General features: G+C 42.8%; 17 protein-coding genes and 1 pseudogene. 8 read left to right on the forward strand and 10 right to left on the reverse strand.

Going from position 1 to position 14,503, the window contains the following annotated elements:
- Positions 1–39 precede the first annotated feature (39 nt).
- A complete protein-coding gene (locus tag NIES1031_RS00335) occupies positions 40–1,368 on the forward strand; it encodes a dihydroorotase (RefSeq protein WP_073547588.1) in 1,329 nt (442 codons plus the stop codon).
- A 19-nt stretch (positions 1,369–1,387) separates the two neighbouring features.
- Here the strand turns inward: NIES1031_RS00335 and tsaE are convergent, their stop codons facing one another.
- A complete protein-coding gene (tsaE, locus tag NIES1031_RS00340) occupies positions 1,388–1,861 on the reverse strand; it encodes a tRNA (adenosine(37)-N6)-threonylcarbamoyltransferase complex ATPase subunit type 1 TsaE (RefSeq protein WP_073547589.1) in 474 nt (157 codons plus the stop codon).
- A 250-nt stretch (positions 1,862–2,111) separates the two neighbouring features.
- On the opposite strand from tsaE, the gene NIES1031_RS25880 reads away from it, so the two are divergent.
- Both NIES1031_RS25880 and NIES1031_RS00345 read left to right on the forward strand, forming a co-directional pair.
- Entirely contained in the window at positions 2,112–2,246 is a 135-nt protein-coding gene (locus NIES1031_RS25880) for a hypothetical protein (protein ID WP_269085980.1), read from the forward strand.
- A gap of 201 nt (positions 2,247–2,447) precedes the next feature.
- Positions 2,448–2,741, forward strand: coding sequence for a hypothetical protein (locus tag NIES1031_RS00345; protein ID WP_073547590.1), 294 nt, complete (start codon positions 2,448–2,450; stop codon positions 2,739–2,741).
- 431 nt (positions 2,742–3,172) lie between these two features.
- Here NIES1031_RS00345 and NIES1031_RS00350 read toward each other — a convergent pair whose 3' ends face one another.
- The gene (locus tag NIES1031_RS00350) at positions 3,173–4,561 is read right to left on the reverse strand and encodes a gluconeogenesis factor YvcK family protein (protein WP_073547815.1); all 1,389 of its coding nucleotides are present in this window, start codon (positions 4,559–4,561) and stop codon (positions 3,173–3,175) included.
- A 329-nt stretch (positions 4,562–4,890) separates the two neighbouring features.
- Here NIES1031_RS00350 and ruvC point away from each other — a divergent pair, with 329 nt between their 5' ends.
- Positions 4,891–5,439, forward strand: coding sequence for a crossover junction endodeoxyribonuclease RuvC (ruvC, locus tag NIES1031_RS00355; RefSeq protein WP_073547591.1), 549 nt, complete (start codon positions 4,891–4,893; stop codon positions 5,437–5,439).
- Between the two features lie 129 nt (positions 5,440–5,568).
- Here the strand turns inward: ruvC and NIES1031_RS23555 are convergent, their stop codons facing one another.
- Positions 5,569–5,775, reverse strand: a complete 207-nt coding sequence (locus tag NIES1031_RS23555) for a hypothetical protein (RefSeq protein ID WP_143167672.1) — start codon at positions 5,773–5,775, stop codon at positions 5,569–5,571.
- Between the two features lie 275 nt (positions 5,776–6,050).
- On the opposite strand from NIES1031_RS23555, the pseudogene NIES1031_RS00360 reads away from it, so the two are divergent.
- Positions 6,051–6,407 (forward strand): annotated as a pseudogene (locus NIES1031_RS00360) (Uma2 family endonuclease); the annotation flags it as partial.
- Here NIES1031_RS00360 and NIES1031_RS00365 read toward each other — a convergent pair.
- The 5 genes from NIES1031_RS00365 to NIES1031_RS00380 all read right to left on the reverse strand — a co-directional run bounded on the left by NIES1031_RS00365 (position 6,312) and on the right by NIES1031_RS00380 (position 9,400).
- A complete protein-coding gene (locus tag NIES1031_RS00365) occupies positions 6,312–7,025 on the reverse strand; it encodes an ABC transporter substrate-binding protein (protein ID WP_073547592.1) in 714 nt (237 codons plus the stop codon). The pseudogene NIES1031_RS00360 and the gene NIES1031_RS00365 sit on opposite strands and share 96 nt — an antisense overlap.
- 206 nt (positions 7,026–7,231) lie before the next feature.
- On the reverse strand, positions 7,232–7,558 hold the full coding sequence (locus tag NIES1031_RS00370; RefSeq protein ID WP_073547593.1) for a helix-turn-helix domain-containing protein: 327 nt from the start codon (positions 7,556–7,558) through the stop codon (positions 7,232–7,234).
- Between the two features lie 34 nt (positions 7,559–7,592).
- The gene (locus NIES1031_RS24075) at positions 7,593–7,757 is read right to left on the reverse strand and encodes a hypothetical protein (protein WP_178378004.1); all 165 of its coding nucleotides are present in this window, start codon (positions 7,755–7,757) and stop codon (positions 7,593–7,595) included.
- A complete protein-coding gene (locus NIES1031_RS00375) occupies positions 7,758–7,973 on the reverse strand; it encodes a hypothetical protein (RefSeq protein WP_073547594.1) in 216 nt (71 codons plus the stop codon).
- 149 nt (positions 7,974–8,122) lie between these two features.
- Positions 8,123–9,400 (reverse strand): aspartate aminotransferase family protein, encoded by a 1,278-nt coding sequence (locus tag NIES1031_RS00380; protein WP_073547595.1) that lies wholly within the window; start codon positions 9,398–9,400, stop codon positions 8,123–8,125.
- A gap of 232 nt (positions 9,401–9,632) precedes the next feature.
- On the opposite strand from NIES1031_RS00380, the gene NIES1031_RS00385 reads away from it, so the two are divergent.
- On the forward strand, positions 9,633–11,228 hold the full coding sequence (locus NIES1031_RS00385; protein ID WP_236738659.1) for a cation:proton antiporter: 1,596 nt from the start codon (positions 9,633–9,635) through the stop codon (positions 11,226–11,228).
- Between the two features lie 206 nt (positions 11,229–11,434).
- Here NIES1031_RS00385 and NIES1031_RS00390 read toward each other — a convergent pair whose 3' ends face one another.
- Both NIES1031_RS00390 and NIES1031_RS00395 read right to left on the reverse strand, forming a co-directional pair.
- Positions 11,435–11,995 carry a DUF3124 domain-containing protein gene (locus tag NIES1031_RS00390; RefSeq protein ID WP_073547597.1) on the reverse strand — a complete coding sequence of 187 codons (561 nt, stop codon included), beginning with the start codon at positions 11,993–11,995 and terminating at the stop codon, positions 11,435–11,437.
- A gap of 2 nt (positions 11,996–11,997) precedes the next feature.
- Complete coding sequence (locus NIES1031_RS00395) at positions 11,998–12,672, reverse strand: potassium channel family protein (protein WP_073547598.1); 675 nt, start codon at positions 12,670–12,672, stop codon at positions 11,998–12,000.
- Between the two features lie 277 nt (positions 12,673–12,949).
- Here NIES1031_RS00395 and NIES1031_RS00400 point away from each other — a divergent pair, with 277 nt between their 5' ends.
- Both NIES1031_RS00400 and NIES1031_RS00405 read left to right on the forward strand, forming a co-directional pair.
- Complete coding sequence (locus NIES1031_RS00400; protein WP_073547816.1) at positions 12,950–14,023, forward strand: potassium channel family protein; 1,074 nt, start codon at positions 12,950–12,952, stop codon at positions 14,021–14,023.
- A gap of 264 nt (positions 14,024–14,287) precedes the next feature.
- Positions 14,288–14,503: a DUF1816 domain-containing protein gene (locus NIES1031_RS00405; RefSeq protein ID WP_073547599.1), complete on the forward strand. Its 216-nt coding sequence runs from the start codon at positions 14,288–14,290 to the stop codon at positions 14,501–14,503.

Here is a 14,503-nt window from a genome sequence, read left to right on the forward strand (position 1 = left end):
TCACTTGTTACACTCAACCCCAGTACTTAATTAATTGTCATGTCATCTACAAATCTATTCATCCGCCATGCCCAAATTCTTTTACCAAATGGTGACTTTTTAATTGGAGATGTGCTGGTTCGCGATCGCCAAATTGCGCAAGTCGCGCCTGAAATTGCGCCACCAGCAAATAGCGCAGACTATCTAGAAATAGACGCATCCGGTTTAACTTTGTTGCCTGGTGTTATCGATCCTCAAGTTCATTTTCGCGAACCAGGCTTAGAACACAAAGAAGATTTGTTTACTGCTAGCTGTGCGTGTGCTAGAGGTGGTGTCACGTCTTTTTTAGAAATGCCGAATACTCGCCCGCTAACGACAAATCAGCAAGCTTTGGACGATAAACTCGAACGTGCCAGGCAAAAGTGTTTAGTTAACTACGGTTTTTTCATCGGAGCTACCGGAGATAATACCCCTGATTTACTCGCCGTCAATCCTACCCCAGGAATTAAAATTTTCATGGGTTCAATGCACGGTCAATTACTCGTTGATAAAGAAGCTGCCTTAGAGCAAATTTTTTCGCAAGGTGATCGCTTAATTGCTGTTCATGCGGAAGATCAAGCCCGCATCACTCAAAGAAGACAAGAGTTTGCGGGCATTAAAGATCCGGCGATTCACTCGCAAATTCAGGATGTAGCAGCAGCATTAAATGCAACAAAACTCGCGTTAAAACTTTCTAAGAAATATCAGCGACGCTTACATATTCTGCATATGTCAACCGGAGACGAAGCCGAATTGTTGCGTCACGATAAACCAAGCTGGGTTACGGCGGAAGTGACACCACAGCATTTACTATTGAATACTGATGCTTATGCCAAGATTGGCACTTTAGCACAGATGAATCCACCATTGCGATCGCCGCAGGATAATGAAGTGTTATGGCAAGCTTTACTTGATGGTGTTATTGACTTTATCGCCACCGATCACGCACCGCATACTTTAGAAGAAAAAGCGCAAGAGTATCCGAATACACCTTCAGGAATGCCAGGGGTAGAAACATCATTAGCATTGATGCTGACACAAGCGATGCAGGGGCGCTGTACTGTAGCGCAAGTCGCGCACTGGATGTCTACCGCCGTTGCTAAAGCATATCGGATTCCGAATAAAGGCGCGATCGCGGTTGGTTATGACGCAGATCTTGTCTTAGTCGATCTCAACACGTACCGCCCTGTTTTGCGTGAGGAGTTACAAACTAAGTGCGGTTGGAGTCCTTTTGAAGGTTGGCAACTTACTGGATGGCCTGTAACGACAATTGTCGGCGGTCAGATTGTCTACAACAAGGGTAAATTAGATACAAATGTTAGAGGTGAAGCGCTACAGTTTGATGGATAGAAGCGGGTTAGCCTAGAGTTTAGTTAGTTTGAAATCTTGCTAAAAAATCAAGCGAAATATCAACCGCAGACAACTCTACTTGGCGACCATTTGAAGTGTGGTTTAGGCAAATACTAAGATAAGTTGGTGGTAAGTAGGGCAATCGTTCTGCCCATTCGATTGCCATTATCCCCAAATCTGCGTCGATACCTTCCCAGTAAGTTTCTAGGTGCAATGCAGCAACGTCTTTTGGTTCTAGACGATATAAATCTAGATGATAAAGCGGCAAACGTCCTTCCGTATACTCGTTAATTAAAGTAAAAGTAGGGCTAACAATTGGTTCAGTGATTCCTAATCCTTTACCAATTCCTTGAACTAAAGTTGTTTTGCCAGTGCCTAGATCGCCGTGTAACAAAATAACACTTCCAGCACTTAAAAATCGTCCTAATAATACACCTAAATACATCGTAGCATTTGTATCTATAAGTATGCAATTAAAAGTATTAATAGTCATAATTTAATGTGTACTTTGTTAGACATTACAAACTTCGATTATTTATGTTTAATTGTTGCTTAGAATATGCAAGTTAAAGATTTAAGTTATTTTATTATTTAAACAACCGAATAATTACTCACTGGTAAATATTAGTAAAAATAATACATTCCGTAAATTTGACGAGGCTGACTCAACAAGCTTTATGTAGAAATGGTGTAACCAATTTAGCATAAGGACTTGTGGGGGTATGCCAAACCAAGATTGATTAATGGTAGGTTCACTTGCTGTTGGCTTAGGTGTAGCAGCTTCAGTAGGAGGAACGAGTGGTGCATTATTGGGAAGTACCACAGGGGCTGTTGGCGCTACTATTTCTAGTAAGAAACTACTCAGCAGTAACCAATAATATAAAGCAGAGTTAGAAAGATGAAAAGCCGAACTACAAGTTCTTATAGTAAGAGTTAATGAACTACGAAAAGCGCAATCAGAATTAGCTAAAGTTGAAGGACAATTTGTTCAAAGACGAGAAGAATTACACCAGGCTGAACAAAAACTTATATCTCTCAAACGAGACAAAAAAGATTTAGAGTGTAGAGTTGCTGCTATTATGCAACAAAACACTCAACTCATGGAGCAGGAAAAGCTAAAATCTCGAATTGAACAATTTAGATTAGAGAAAAACACTTTAGAAGGTCAAATTAGCGCTTTAACATCTCAACTAGAAAGATTAGAAATAGAAAAGCGATCACCTCATCGTTTACACGTCAAGAAAACAAATACTGCGTCAACATCGCTGGTTGATTTAGTTCAAGCGGTACAAGTAGTAGCAACGCAAACTTGTAGGCGATCGCTACCACTCATTCATCTATGTTTGTGGTATGGCCATAGTCAACAGAGTTAGGATATTATAGAAGCTCATATTGACTTCCCTAGGGAAGTTTAACTCTGACCTCTGACTCCTACTATATTACAAGTTTGATGCTTCAGTGCATACCTTAGATTATATAGCAGTCTCGTTGGGGTAGCTAGGACATCGAAGGTATGAATAACCATTACCCTAACTCATTTTCAACCGTGACCTCTGCTATAAAATACATTTTATTAGTAAACTATTAGACTACCTGTTAAGTAGACCATTTAATAATTTTAAATCAGAATACAAGCGAAATGCTTTATCTTCTCACATTTCGGCCTACAGAACATTTTCAAAGTGATAGAATTATGTCTCAGTTTGTGAGTCGAGAAAAATCACTTAATCAGTTTTTCCAAGAAATGCTTGAAGGGAATTCTACAGAAGATGGTATAGAAAAACTTGTGCGAGCTAGTTAAACTTTACACATGAGCGCGACCATACCAGCGTAATAATACCTGAGCTAATGCTTGAGGGTTATGCCGCACTAGTCCTGTTTCTTCGTCTTCATCCATCACGTTGGCTAAAACGATCCGCCGTCCTAAGCGGGCGACAACATCACGATCTAGAAATACAGGATGAGAATTTTCTTGTGCATAGCGCCTCAGGCTTTTTTCTGAGGGAGTGCGTCGATGAACAAGGACAGCACTAAATAATTTTTGTCCGCACGCAGCATCGATCGCGCGAATATGATCCGAGACAGTGTAACCTTGTGTTTCGCCTGGTTGCGTCATGACATTACAAACGTAGATACAAGGAATCGGCGGTGTTTTGCCTCCTTTACAGCGGGCAGCGATCGCCGCCGCAATTTCTGGGACTAATAAATTAGGAATGACGCTTGTATAAAGACTTCCAGGACCGATGATAATGTAGTCAGCTTCGTTAATCGCTTGCAGTGCTTTGGGTAAGGCTGGGGGTTCGGCGGGAGTACAGCCGATTTTAAGGATACAGCCGCCTGCTTTAGTAATATTAGATTCACCTTCAATGCGACGACCATCGGCTAATTCTGCCCATAAACGGACATCACTCAGCGTTGCGGGAAAAACTTGTCCGCGAATTGCAAGAACTTGGGAACTTGCGGCGATCGCTCGTTCTAAATCACCAGTAATTTCACTCATCGCGGTGAGGAATAAATTGCCAAAACTATGACCAACTAAACCATCACCAGCTTGAAATCGATATTGAAAGAGTTCGGTTAACAGTTTTTCCTCAGAAGCGAGGGCGGCTAAACAGTTACGAATATCGCCTGGGGGGAGAACACCAATTTCACGCCGCAGCCGTCCTGAAGACCCGCCATCATCCGCTACAGTGACGATTGCAGTAATATTTGCGCTATACGCCTTGAGTCCGCGCAGTAAGGTTGATAAACCTGTCCCGCCACCAATTGCGACAATTTTAGGTCCGCGATGCAAGCGACGATGTGTTAATAGTACGTCGATGAGTTCTTCCTCACCGCCTTCTGGTCGTAACACCTCGGTAATCGAACCTACTGTGCGAGTTTGTCCCCAGAAGATTAATAATGCGCCAAGTAGCAGTACCAAAGGACCGCTAACATAATTAGGAACAACGTTTGCGATCGTACCGACAATGTCCTGTATTAATTGCAATGCATAAAAAATAGGCGTCAGTTTAACCCAAATTGCTAAACCTAAGCCAACTAACACTACTCCACCAGCACTTAACAGTAACCAGCGTTTGACAAATAACCCAGGCGCTAACCACTTGAACCACTGACCAACTCGATGGGGGGCGCGATGGAGCGATTCCTGCTTGATGTTTCGTAAAGATTTTTTAAAACGAACAAATGGCATATGCAACTCTTCAGCAGGGAGATACCAAGATGTATACCAAACCCTTGTGAATTTAGTAGGTGAGCTAACTTTGTCAAGTAGCTTGACTAAGTGAGGATACTCCCATGTGGGGGTGGCGCGATCGCCGACTTCGCCGCCCCCCATTGAGAGAAGTCTCCGATGCATTTATAGCTTTAATGGCGATGGGAGAACGCATAATTTTATGTATTTTCATGTAATATCGATGGAATTCACCGTATTTGACTAGGACTTTGTGATTAAAGTTGCATCTACTTTTACACAAGTTGGGTACTAGGTGTTAGTGACAACCTGGCGATCAGGAAAATGATATGGAAAAGCGAATTTTGGGAATAGATCCTGGTCTAGCTATTTTGGGATTCGGTACAATTAGTGCAACACAGCGAGATAGAAGTTCTTCTGGGGCGCTTTCTTCTCATGCTGCCAATGCAGAAGTCATTACTAAACCAGAATTAACGTTACTTGATTTTGGTGTGATTCAAACTTCAGCCGGCGTCGAGATGGGAAAGCGGCTGTGTACGATTTACGAAGACTTAAATATCTTGCTCGAACAGTCGCAACCTGATTTAGTTGCGATTGAAAAGCTCTTTTTCTACAAGATGGGAAATACAATTACTGTAGCTCAGGCGCGTGGTGTGATTATGCTAGTGTTGGCACAGCACGATATCCCGTTTGTCGAGTTTACACCAGCCCAAATTAAACAAGCACTCACCGGTTGGGGTAATGCCAAGAAGTATGAAGTCCAACAAGCTGTCGCGCAAGAATTAGATTTAGATTATATTCCGCGCCCTGATGACGCCGCAGATGCGCTTGCTGTCGCGTTAACGGCGTGGTATAATGAGCAAGGATCAGAGGTCTAGGCTCAGGGTTAAAACAGAGTATTCCATCCCAGGGTTCATACTATGTTGGCTTTACAGTTGTCAAATATCGGTGAGCAGAGTGAGTAGGTATTTTTATTGATTACTTATTACCTATTAACGCCAGTTGTCTCAACGGAGGACACCTCCGCACGGCACTTTCGCGCAGAATTGGTACAGCATAACCAACACAACCGACCAAGAACATACATCCCATACCGCACACAGTACATATAGAAACGCTATTCCAGAACCTGCACTTGTACTGAAGATTGTTCCTAAGTAACGTGCGACCAAGTGTGGCGATTGCATCGTTGGTTCAAATATTTTATCTGCCAAGGAAGCTGCACAGCGTTAATGTTGTTGCTTGTTGTGTTTGCTGCCACACCCAAATTTCAATCGCAAAGCCCTTCATACTGCTGCCAATCGTTGAGACAAGTTGACCTAGCCAAATGATGATAAAAATACGTACGTTATACTCAAGTAGTAAGTAGCAAGGGGTGAGTGATTAATGACTAGTGACTAGAGAACATTATGTATTATTTCTCATCTACTCTCTCTGCCCTTCTGCTTCCTTTTTGGTAAGATAGAACCGTGTTTTGAGGGTTGCATTTATGTCTCAATCTGCTACCCCAGAGTCTTTGTTGGCAGATGATGATATCGCAGATATTAAATTTCCTCCTAGTGATTTGTTAAGTGATGAACCGCCTTTGGAAACTGCCTTTCATCGCGATCAAATTGACTTATTAATCCGTTTATTGAAATGGTGGTGGCGCGAGCGGGAAGACTTTTATGTTTCTGGCAACCTGACGATTTACTATAACGAACGGCAACTCAAATCGCGTGACTTCCGAGGACTTGACTTTTTTGTCGTGCTAGGTACGCAAAAGAAAGATCGTAAAAGTTGGGTAGTATGGCATGAAGAGGGTAAATATCCTAATGTCATTGCCGAAATTTTGTCGGATGCTAGCTGTTGCGGAAATGCTTCTATTAATATTTTGTGCAGCATCTTCACGACCGAGCACTTGGGCAATTCCTGTGATATCGTTTGTCCAGTGTTGTTTTTCACCTTTGGTATCGTCAAAAAGAAGCGTTGGAGCAATTTTTGTAAGTAAATGGTATTCGTCTTGATGCAACCAACGTTCTCCGATAATGACATCAGGTTTGAGTTGCACCAAAGCTTCTAAAGATGGGTTTTGGCGATCGCCTAAATTTACTGGTTGTGTTGTAATACGATTTCCTAAATGAGGAATTTGTGTTGCTGGGTTGTCAAAACGCGGTAAATTCAATCGCACTGTCTCAGCATACGCCGCAGGTTGCACGCCTAAAGCCAAAATACTATCTAAAATATGCGGAATCAGCGCCGCAACTTTTGCTACTGTGTCACTGCTAGGAGTAACACTAAGAACAAACTGTGGTGAAATGCTAACCTCGACTCCTGGCGGTGCATCTAAACCGGTGATCGCTACTCGTACCAAATTCCCGACACGAGTTACACTCACAAACACAATTTCTTCTGTTGGGTTAGCTTGCTGAAACTCACCGCCATCAGGTAACGCTAAACTTGCATTAAATAAATCTATGCGCATAAATCGTAGATGCCCTCCGACTGAAGTTGGGGCTACTTAAACTGAGTGTGCCTTCGGACACTAAGGCAAAAATTTTATTAGTTATACCAAGATCAGCTAAGTATTCCGGTGCGGTATACTTGCGGACTAATGCCAAATCGTTGCTTGAAGGTGATCGCAAAGCGTCTAGAGTTGGTGTAACCTACTTTTTGTCCTATTCTTTAACACTAAGTTAAATTGTATTCAAGAAGCGATCGCGCTTGTTCCATACGGTAACTATGCAAATATCCAAACGCAGTGGTGCCAAAACAGTAGCGAAAACTAAGTTGAAGTTTGTAGTCATTCAAACCAACTTTTCGTGCTAAATCAATGAGTGAAGGTGGATTGTCTGCATTGCATAGGAGAATATCTTCTTGTTTTAAGCACTTGGAATCAGATTTAGAATTATCTGCAATCGCTTGCTTTAGTTTTAAGGCAACAAGTTCTAAAACTTTGCTTTCGAGATATATTGCCCTTGTTAATCCTTGATAAGGAAAATTAAAAATTTGATGCAATAGCAACTTGCATTGTGGGTGTGGTTGTATGAATTTAAAAGTAATTTTGTTGCTGGGCGATCGCCCGACTCATTGTAGCCGAATGTTCAGCTAAATCGGCAATAATTGATTTATAAAGAGGTTGCTCAATGTGAATATCAAGCTTCAACATATGCTGTTCTGCTTGCCATTTTACAAAGCCGCCGCTACTCCAGCCCACCTACAAAAAGTTTTGTCCGCTATCAACTTGCTCATTTGTATTGTTACCGCAAATCATGAAACTAAACTCTGAGGTGTAGGACTCGTCTGCATGAGGTATTCGCGTATCTACAACAAGCTCGTCTTGTAGCGTATAGTTATCAATTAAAAGATTCAATCCAGGACGCAAGTTGATACCCTTGGCTTTGTCCTGACGGGTTGTACAGCGGAATGTCATAAGTTTGTGCTGATCTATCCTGCTGCTGGCTGAGGAATTTTGGAACGGAAAGGATCAATGTCATAGCTGTTTTTAATGATAAATCATATCATTAAACTTAAGCAAATAATGGGTAATCAGTTGCCCAATTACCCAGTACCCATTACTTGTTACCAACTACCCATCACTTTTTCCAAAACTTGCAACGCTGTATCGATCTCTTGTACTGAGACAATTAATGGTGGCACAAAGCGGATAACTTTTGGTCCTGCGGGGACGAGTAGCAACCCTTCGGCGATCGCTGCTTTGACAACATCAGCAGCAGTCAATGGACTATCAGCTTTTAATTCCATACCATTAATCAAACCCCAGCCGCGTACCTCGGTGATCTGTTTGGGATATTTAGCAGCGATCGCGTGTAAACCTTCGCGGAGTTGTTCGCCGCGTTGCTGAACGTTTTCTAAGATATTTTCGCGTTCTAGCGTTTCGCAGACACTAAGCGCGGTAGCACACGCAAACGGATTGCCACCAAACGTACTCGCATGATCTCCAGGTTGGAATACGTTGCAGAATGCTTTACACATCACTGCACCGATTGGGATACCACCACCCAAACCTTTTGCCGAAGTGAAAATATCGGGTTCAATTCCTAAGTGTTCATATCCCCAGTATTTACCGCTGCGTCCCATCCCGACTTGGACTTCATCAAGGATTAATAATATCCCAGTTTCATCGCACATCCGCCGAATTTCTTGAAAATAAGCTTTGTCGCCAGGACGCACGCCACCTTCACCTTGCAACGGTTCCAAGAGAATTGCGGTTACTGCGCGATCTCCTTCATCAAGTTCAGAAATTGCGGCGGCGATCGCCTTGATATCGTTATATGGTACGTAATGAAAACCAGGGACAAGCGGGCTAAAGTCTTTTTGATACTTTGGTTGTCCTGTCGCGGTAATCGTTGCGAGTGTGCGCCCGTGAAAACTCGCGTGTGCAGTTAAAACAATCGGCTGATCGATTTTTAATACTTGATGTGCGTATTTCCGTGCTAATTTAATTGCACCCTCATTGGCTTCAGCGCCCGAATTGCAGAAAAAGACGCGATCAGCACACGAATGCTCAATCAGCCACTTGGCAAGTTTTGCTTGTTCGGGAATGTAGTACAAGTTAGAAACATGATGCAGCTTTTGAATTTGCTGTGTCACCGTTTCTACCATTGCAGGGTGTGCGTGTCCTAGAGTACAAGTTGCAATTCCTGCAACAAAATCAAGATACTCTTTACCTTGTGTATCCCAAACTCGACAGCCCGATCCGCGCTCTAAAGCTAAGGGAAACCGCCCGTAAGTTGTCATCACGCTCTGATCGAAGTCAGTAGGATCGTAAGGGCTAGCTAAAACGGCTCCTGCTTCGGCTGGTATTGCTGGGTCTTGAATAAGCGTTTCTATACTCACTCGTTACTCCTCAAATTTATTTATTATTTGCCAGCTTAATCAAATTCTGCAAAATCTTTTGTCACATCTGAATCAGATTGTAAAGGCGCGAGTGGCTTCTTGTGCAGAAGAAAAGAGGAGTGTGGGAAGTGTGGGAAGAAGTATATTGTAATGTCCTCTAGCTACTAGCCCCTCACTGCTCACCCCTTTTCGGTGATAGTATTTATCGGTAATAAAAGCTTTGTGGTTTTGCTTGACTACCAATTATCTACCAGTTCAGGATGTGCAGCCTTCAGGAAGTGTTGCTGAGTTAGTCATTGGGCTAATTATTCTGTTATTAGTCGCAACTGGTGTTGCTTTATTATCGCGTCGATTGCGAGTTTCTTATGTCACTGGCTTAGTTTTAGCCGGACTTGTATTCACTGAAACTCTACCGCGCCAGTTTGGGTTAGATCCGGCGTTAGTTTTAAATCTTTTCTTGCCAATTCTCATCTTTGAGGCTGGTATCAATACTGATATTAGCCGTTTGAGGAGTACATTTAAGGCGATCGCACTTTTGGCAGGTCCAGGGGCGATGATTTCAGCAGCAATCATTGCGATTTTACTGAAATTTGGTCTGGGATTAACCTGGATACCCGCTTTACTTGCGGGAGTCATGCTAGCAAATACAGATACCGTCTCGGTTTTAGCTGTATTTAAGGAAATTCCCGTACCTTCGCGTTTGTCTACGATTGTGGAAGGAGAAACGCTGTTCAACGATGCGGTAGCACTGGTTTTATTCAACTTAATTTTAAATGCCTATTCGACTGGCTCGTTCACTGTTTTAGGAGGACTTCAGGAATTAGTTGTTGTTTCCGTGGGTGGTATTGTTGTCGGATTAATCTTAGGATACCTCAGCGTTGGTTTATTTAATCGTCTAGACGATCCACTCAGCAGTATTCTACTTACTGTGGCTGTAGCGTTAGGAACGTTTCAAGCGGGACAGTTTTTGAATGTATCGGGGGCGGTAGCTGTTGTCGTCGCTGGATTAATTTTTGGAAATGTTGGGCTGTCGCGGAGTATTTCGGCTTCTAGCCGCATCACTTTATTGAGTTTTTGGGAGTACGCAGGTTTTGGCGTCAACACATTTATTTTTCTGTTGATCGGTGTCGAAATTAACCTGAAAATTTTTTGGCAAACTTTACCTGGTGTACTTCTAGCAGTTTTAGCTTTTCAAGCTGGACGACTGCTAACGGTTTATCCGTTATTGGCAATTATCAAATGGTTTGATCGTCCAGTGCCGCTACGTTGGCAACACGTCTTGTTTTTTGGCAATGTTAAGGGATCGCTGTCAATGGCATTACCTTTAAGTTTACCGCTTGCCTTGGCTGAACGCGAACAATTGATTGCTTTAATATTTGGTGCTGTTTTTTTATCATTGGTAGTTCAAGCAACAAGCTTACCCTGGATCGTCAAACGGTTAAGAATTAAGCAGTTTTCTTCTTCATTGCAGCAAGTTGAGGAATTACAAGCTCAACTCATGACCGCAAAAGCTGCGCAAGATGAGTTAGAAACCTTGTTGAAGGGAGGAGTGTTACCTAAGGCAATTTATGAAGAACTCCGCGCAGCTTATCAAGTGCGCGTTGCTAGTGCAGAAAAAGCTTTACGCGATTTGTATAATCGTCGTCCCGATCAATTTGCGATTACTGGTAGCGATCATACTAAACTCGATGCCATTCGACGCCGCCTGCTACTAGCAGAAAAAGGAACGTTGAATGAAGCACTACGCAAGCGCATTCTTTCTGAGGAAGTTGCTCGATATCGGCTAAAAGCGATTGACGAACAGTTGTTACGGCTGGAAGATGATTGAGCAAGAGGTCGGAGGTCAGGGTTTTGTAGGCATAATTTGAATTTACAAGTAGTTTTAAGGGATTTGGAGATTTTCCCGCTCTCTTATGCTATTTCACTAAATAATCATTACAATTTAAGTTTTCCTAAACTCCTCTGCTTTCTCTGCTGCCCATTTGTAGCAGCTTTAAAGTGAAATGGTATTACCCTAGCGTCCCCTGCTCTTTTTTAAGATAACGAGCAGGTATAGTTAGTTTGATTTTGAATAACTTTACCAGGACTAATAAAAGAAATTCCTTGCTGGAAGCCAGTTCCGATCGCTACTGTTTCGATTATTGGTTCAGAAACGTTTGTTTGCGCTACCCAATCGACAATAAAGTTTGCGCCTAAACCGCCACTGTTGTCAGATGTACTAATAAAAAAGTCGGTAGAAGCTAAAGCTGCAAGTTGAATCGGACGCTCTAAATATTGCCGAATTAACTGACCTTCCGAATTATAGTAGCGCACGCAGGTGATGATAATAGAGTCAGCTAAATCAGTATTACGAATACTCAGCGTCGTTGCTAAGTTGAAAATTCGTCTTTGATCCTCATAATATATGTACGGATAAACTGGGATATACAGCGTTTGACCAGTTGCTATTTGAGAATTTTCGTCTAAAGTGACTTGTTGCGGTTGAGTAGCTGGTGCTGGTTCGCCTTGTCGTTGGGATGTCATTGTGGGTGAGGTACACGCACTCAGAACAACAATAGCGGCGAATGCCAACCAATGAAATATCGCCTGAGACATCGCTAGCAGCCTTCTATGAAATCAATGACTTGATGTAAAGATCCTGGTTTGGTCACAATCAGTATCGTAGAACCTGGTTCGAGGACAGTACCTCCGTTAGGAATCTTCAAGTCTTCGTGCGGATGTGCTTGGTAGCCAATAATTAACGATCCTCCTGGAAAGCACGGATCTTGCGCTACTTCTGCAACTCTTCTTCCTGCAACATTACAGCGTTTGGGTATAGGAAGCTTTAAAACTTCGATTTGTCCTTGCTCAAAATGCATCATTGATTCAATTTGCGGATACTCAATGGCATTTACCATTGTGGAAACCGCAAGATCGACGGTACTGATAATATGATGCGCTCCCACAAGACGCAGTGGTTCGGCAAAATCACGATGGCGCATCCGTGTCAAAATGTGGGGAACGCCGTAATGTTTAGCAAGCGTTACCATCGCTAAATTCAATGCATCGTGTCTTAAAACAGCGGCTACCGAATCGGCTTTACGAATTCCGGCTTCTAGTAAAACTTCGGTACTTACCGCGCTACCTTCAAACGCCATCACTCCTACTTGTTCGCGCGCATAACGACAAGCTGTCGGGTCGATATCAATTACCGCGACAGTATGCCCTAATTCAATAAGTCTTTGTGCCAAACTCAGGCCAACAAGTCCAGCGCCGCCAATGAGTACATACATTACTCTTGATTTAGTTTAAGCTTTCAGTTTTACTTTACTGTATTCGTCAAGTTGAGCCATCAATATCGTATTGTGTCTTGGTCAAAATCGCTATACTAATACCGTTTCCCAGCAAGATGTGGGCGAACGCATCGATTCGCTAAAAACATCTTATATGGATGCGAGTGCGAAGATATTCGCCGCTAGATAAACAAAGTCCACAAGAAGTGGATTTCGGTTTTTCAGTCCAAATTCAGTCCAAAATAGTATACGGCTCGACGTAGTGAGTGCAGGTAATGTGTTTAGTTCGCAAGCAGAATTTGAGCAGAAATATCGACGTATTCGCCGAGAACTCACCTTATCTGTCATTGGGCTTGGGGTTGTTCTTTTAGTTGGTACTCTCTGGTACTGGTTAGTTGAAGGTTGGTCGTGGATAGATGCCGCGTACATGACGGTGATTACGCTAGCGACTGTTGGTTACAGCGAAACTCGTCCATTAGGCGATCGCGGTCGCTTGTTTACTGTAACTCTGATTATCATGGGAGTAATCAGTATCGGTTACATTGTTAATCGATTTACCGATGCTTTAGTTCAGGGCTATTTTCAAATTGGTTTTCAACTTCGGCAACAACGACTATTGATAGACTCTTTATCGGATCACTATATTATCTGTGGCTTTGGACGTACTGGTCGGCAAATTGCTCTAGAGTTTGCGACTGAGGCGATTCCTTTTGTGACGGTTGACTCTGATCCTGAATCGGTGCAAGCCGCGCAGCAACTCGGTTATACAGTCGTTGAAGGCGATGCCACGCTCGATGAAGTTTTATTAAAGGTAGGTGTCGATCGCGCTACGTGTTTAGTGGCTGCTCTTCCTTCTGATGCTGAAAACCTTTATACAGTTCTTTCCGCAAAAGCACTGAACCCACAAATTCGTGCGATTGCCCGAGCAAGTACGCAAGAGGCACTCCAAAAACTGCAACGTGCTGGAGCAGATGCGGTTGTTTCTCCGTATATTACAGGTGGTAGACGCATGGCAGCTGCCGCCTTAAGACCGCAAGTAATGGATTTTGTCGATGGCATTCTCACAGGTGCAGGTCGCGAATTATACATGGAAGAGGTGCGACTTGACGCGGATACTTGTCCTTGCATTGGTCAAAATTTAGGCGCAGCCCGATTGCGATCGCAAACAGGTGCACTAGTTCTCGCGATCCGCCGCAGCGATGGTACTTTAATCGGTGGTCCTACCGCCGATACGCAGTTAATGGCAGGAGATTTATTAATTTGTATGGGTACAGCCGAACAACTACGACGCCTCAACCAAATTCTAGGACCAATTAATTCTAAACTTCCCCGCCCGCCTAAGCATAATTAATATTTTTTGCCTTTATGGGTTAATTTTGTAGTGATTTTTTCATTAAATACGTTTGATATCATCTTCGCTTAAGTAACCTTTCTTGGTGGTTAGTTACTAGTTACTAGCCACCATTTTTATCATCACTCATCAACCAGATTTAAATATGACTTATCCTATTTCCGTCTTTTGGCAGTAAGTAGCGGCTGCTAACCGTAGTAGATTAAGTATTGTTACAATTTTGCTAATTCATTTTCACGCTTACTCAAAAGTTATTGATTAAAAATGGAAAAAGCTGCTACAGATTGGTGGGCGGAGATAACGACAATTTCACCGCGCTGTGTTTATTATTTTGGACCATTTGAAACGATTAACGAAGCTAAAGCAGCTTATTCAGGATATGTGAAAGATCTTGATGGCGAGGGCGCAAAAGGAATTATTGTTGTCATTCAACGCTGTCAGCCTAAAGAACTCACAATCTGCGAAGATGAAGGTATATAA

The organism is Chroogloeocystis siderophila 5.2 s.c.1 (assembly GCF_001904655.1).
GTDB classification, from domain to species: domain Bacteria; phylum Cyanobacteriota; class Cyanobacteriia; order Cyanobacteriales; family Chroococcidiopsidaceae; genus Chroogloeocystis; species Chroogloeocystis siderophila.

What these genes read in the sequence shown, in the direction of transcription:
- NIES1031_RS00335 (WP_073547588.1), top strand. Translation starts at nt 40, where the DNA reads ATGTCATCTACAAATCTATTCATCCGCCATGCCCAAATTCTTTTACCA.
- tsaE (WP_073547589.1), bottom strand. Translation starts at nt 1,861, where the DNA reads ATGACTATTAATACTTTTAATTGCATACTTATAGATACAAATGCTACG.
- NIES1031_RS25880 (WP_269085980.1), top strand. Translation starts at nt 2,112, where the DNA reads ATGGTAGGTTCACTTGCTGTTGGCTTAGGTGTAGCAGCTTCAGTAGGA.
- NIES1031_RS00345 (WP_073547590.1), top strand. Translation starts at nt 2,448, where the DNA reads ATGCAACAAAACACTCAACTCATGGAGCAGGAAAAGCTAAAATCTCGA.
- NIES1031_RS00350 (WP_073547815.1), bottom strand. Translation starts at nt 4,561, where the DNA reads ATGCCATTTGTTCGTTTTAAAAAATCTTTACGAAACATCAAGCAGGAA.
- ruvC (WP_073547591.1), top strand. Translation starts at nt 4,891, where the DNA reads ATGGAAAAGCGAATTTTGGGAATAGATCCTGGTCTAGCTATTTTGGGA.
- NIES1031_RS00365 (WP_073547592.1), bottom strand. Translation starts at nt 7,025, where the DNA reads ATGCGCATAGATTTATTTAATGCAAGTTTAGCGTTACCTGATGGCGGT.
- NIES1031_RS00375 (WP_073547594.1), bottom strand. Translation starts at nt 7,973, where the DNA reads ATGACATTCCGCTGTACAACCCGTCAGGACAAAGCCAAGGGTATCAAC.
- NIES1031_RS00390 (WP_073547597.1), bottom strand. Translation starts at nt 11,995, where the DNA reads ATGTCTCAGGCGATATTTCATTGGTTGGCATTCGCCGCTATTGTTGTT.
- NIES1031_RS00395 (WP_073547598.1), bottom strand. Translation starts at nt 12,672, where the DNA reads ATGTATGTACTCATTGGCGGCGCTGGACTTGTTGGCCTGAGTTTGGCA.
- NIES1031_RS00405 (WP_073547599.1), top strand. Translation starts at nt 14,288, where the DNA reads ATGGAAAAAGCTGCTACAGATTGGTGGGCGGAGATAACGACAATTTCA.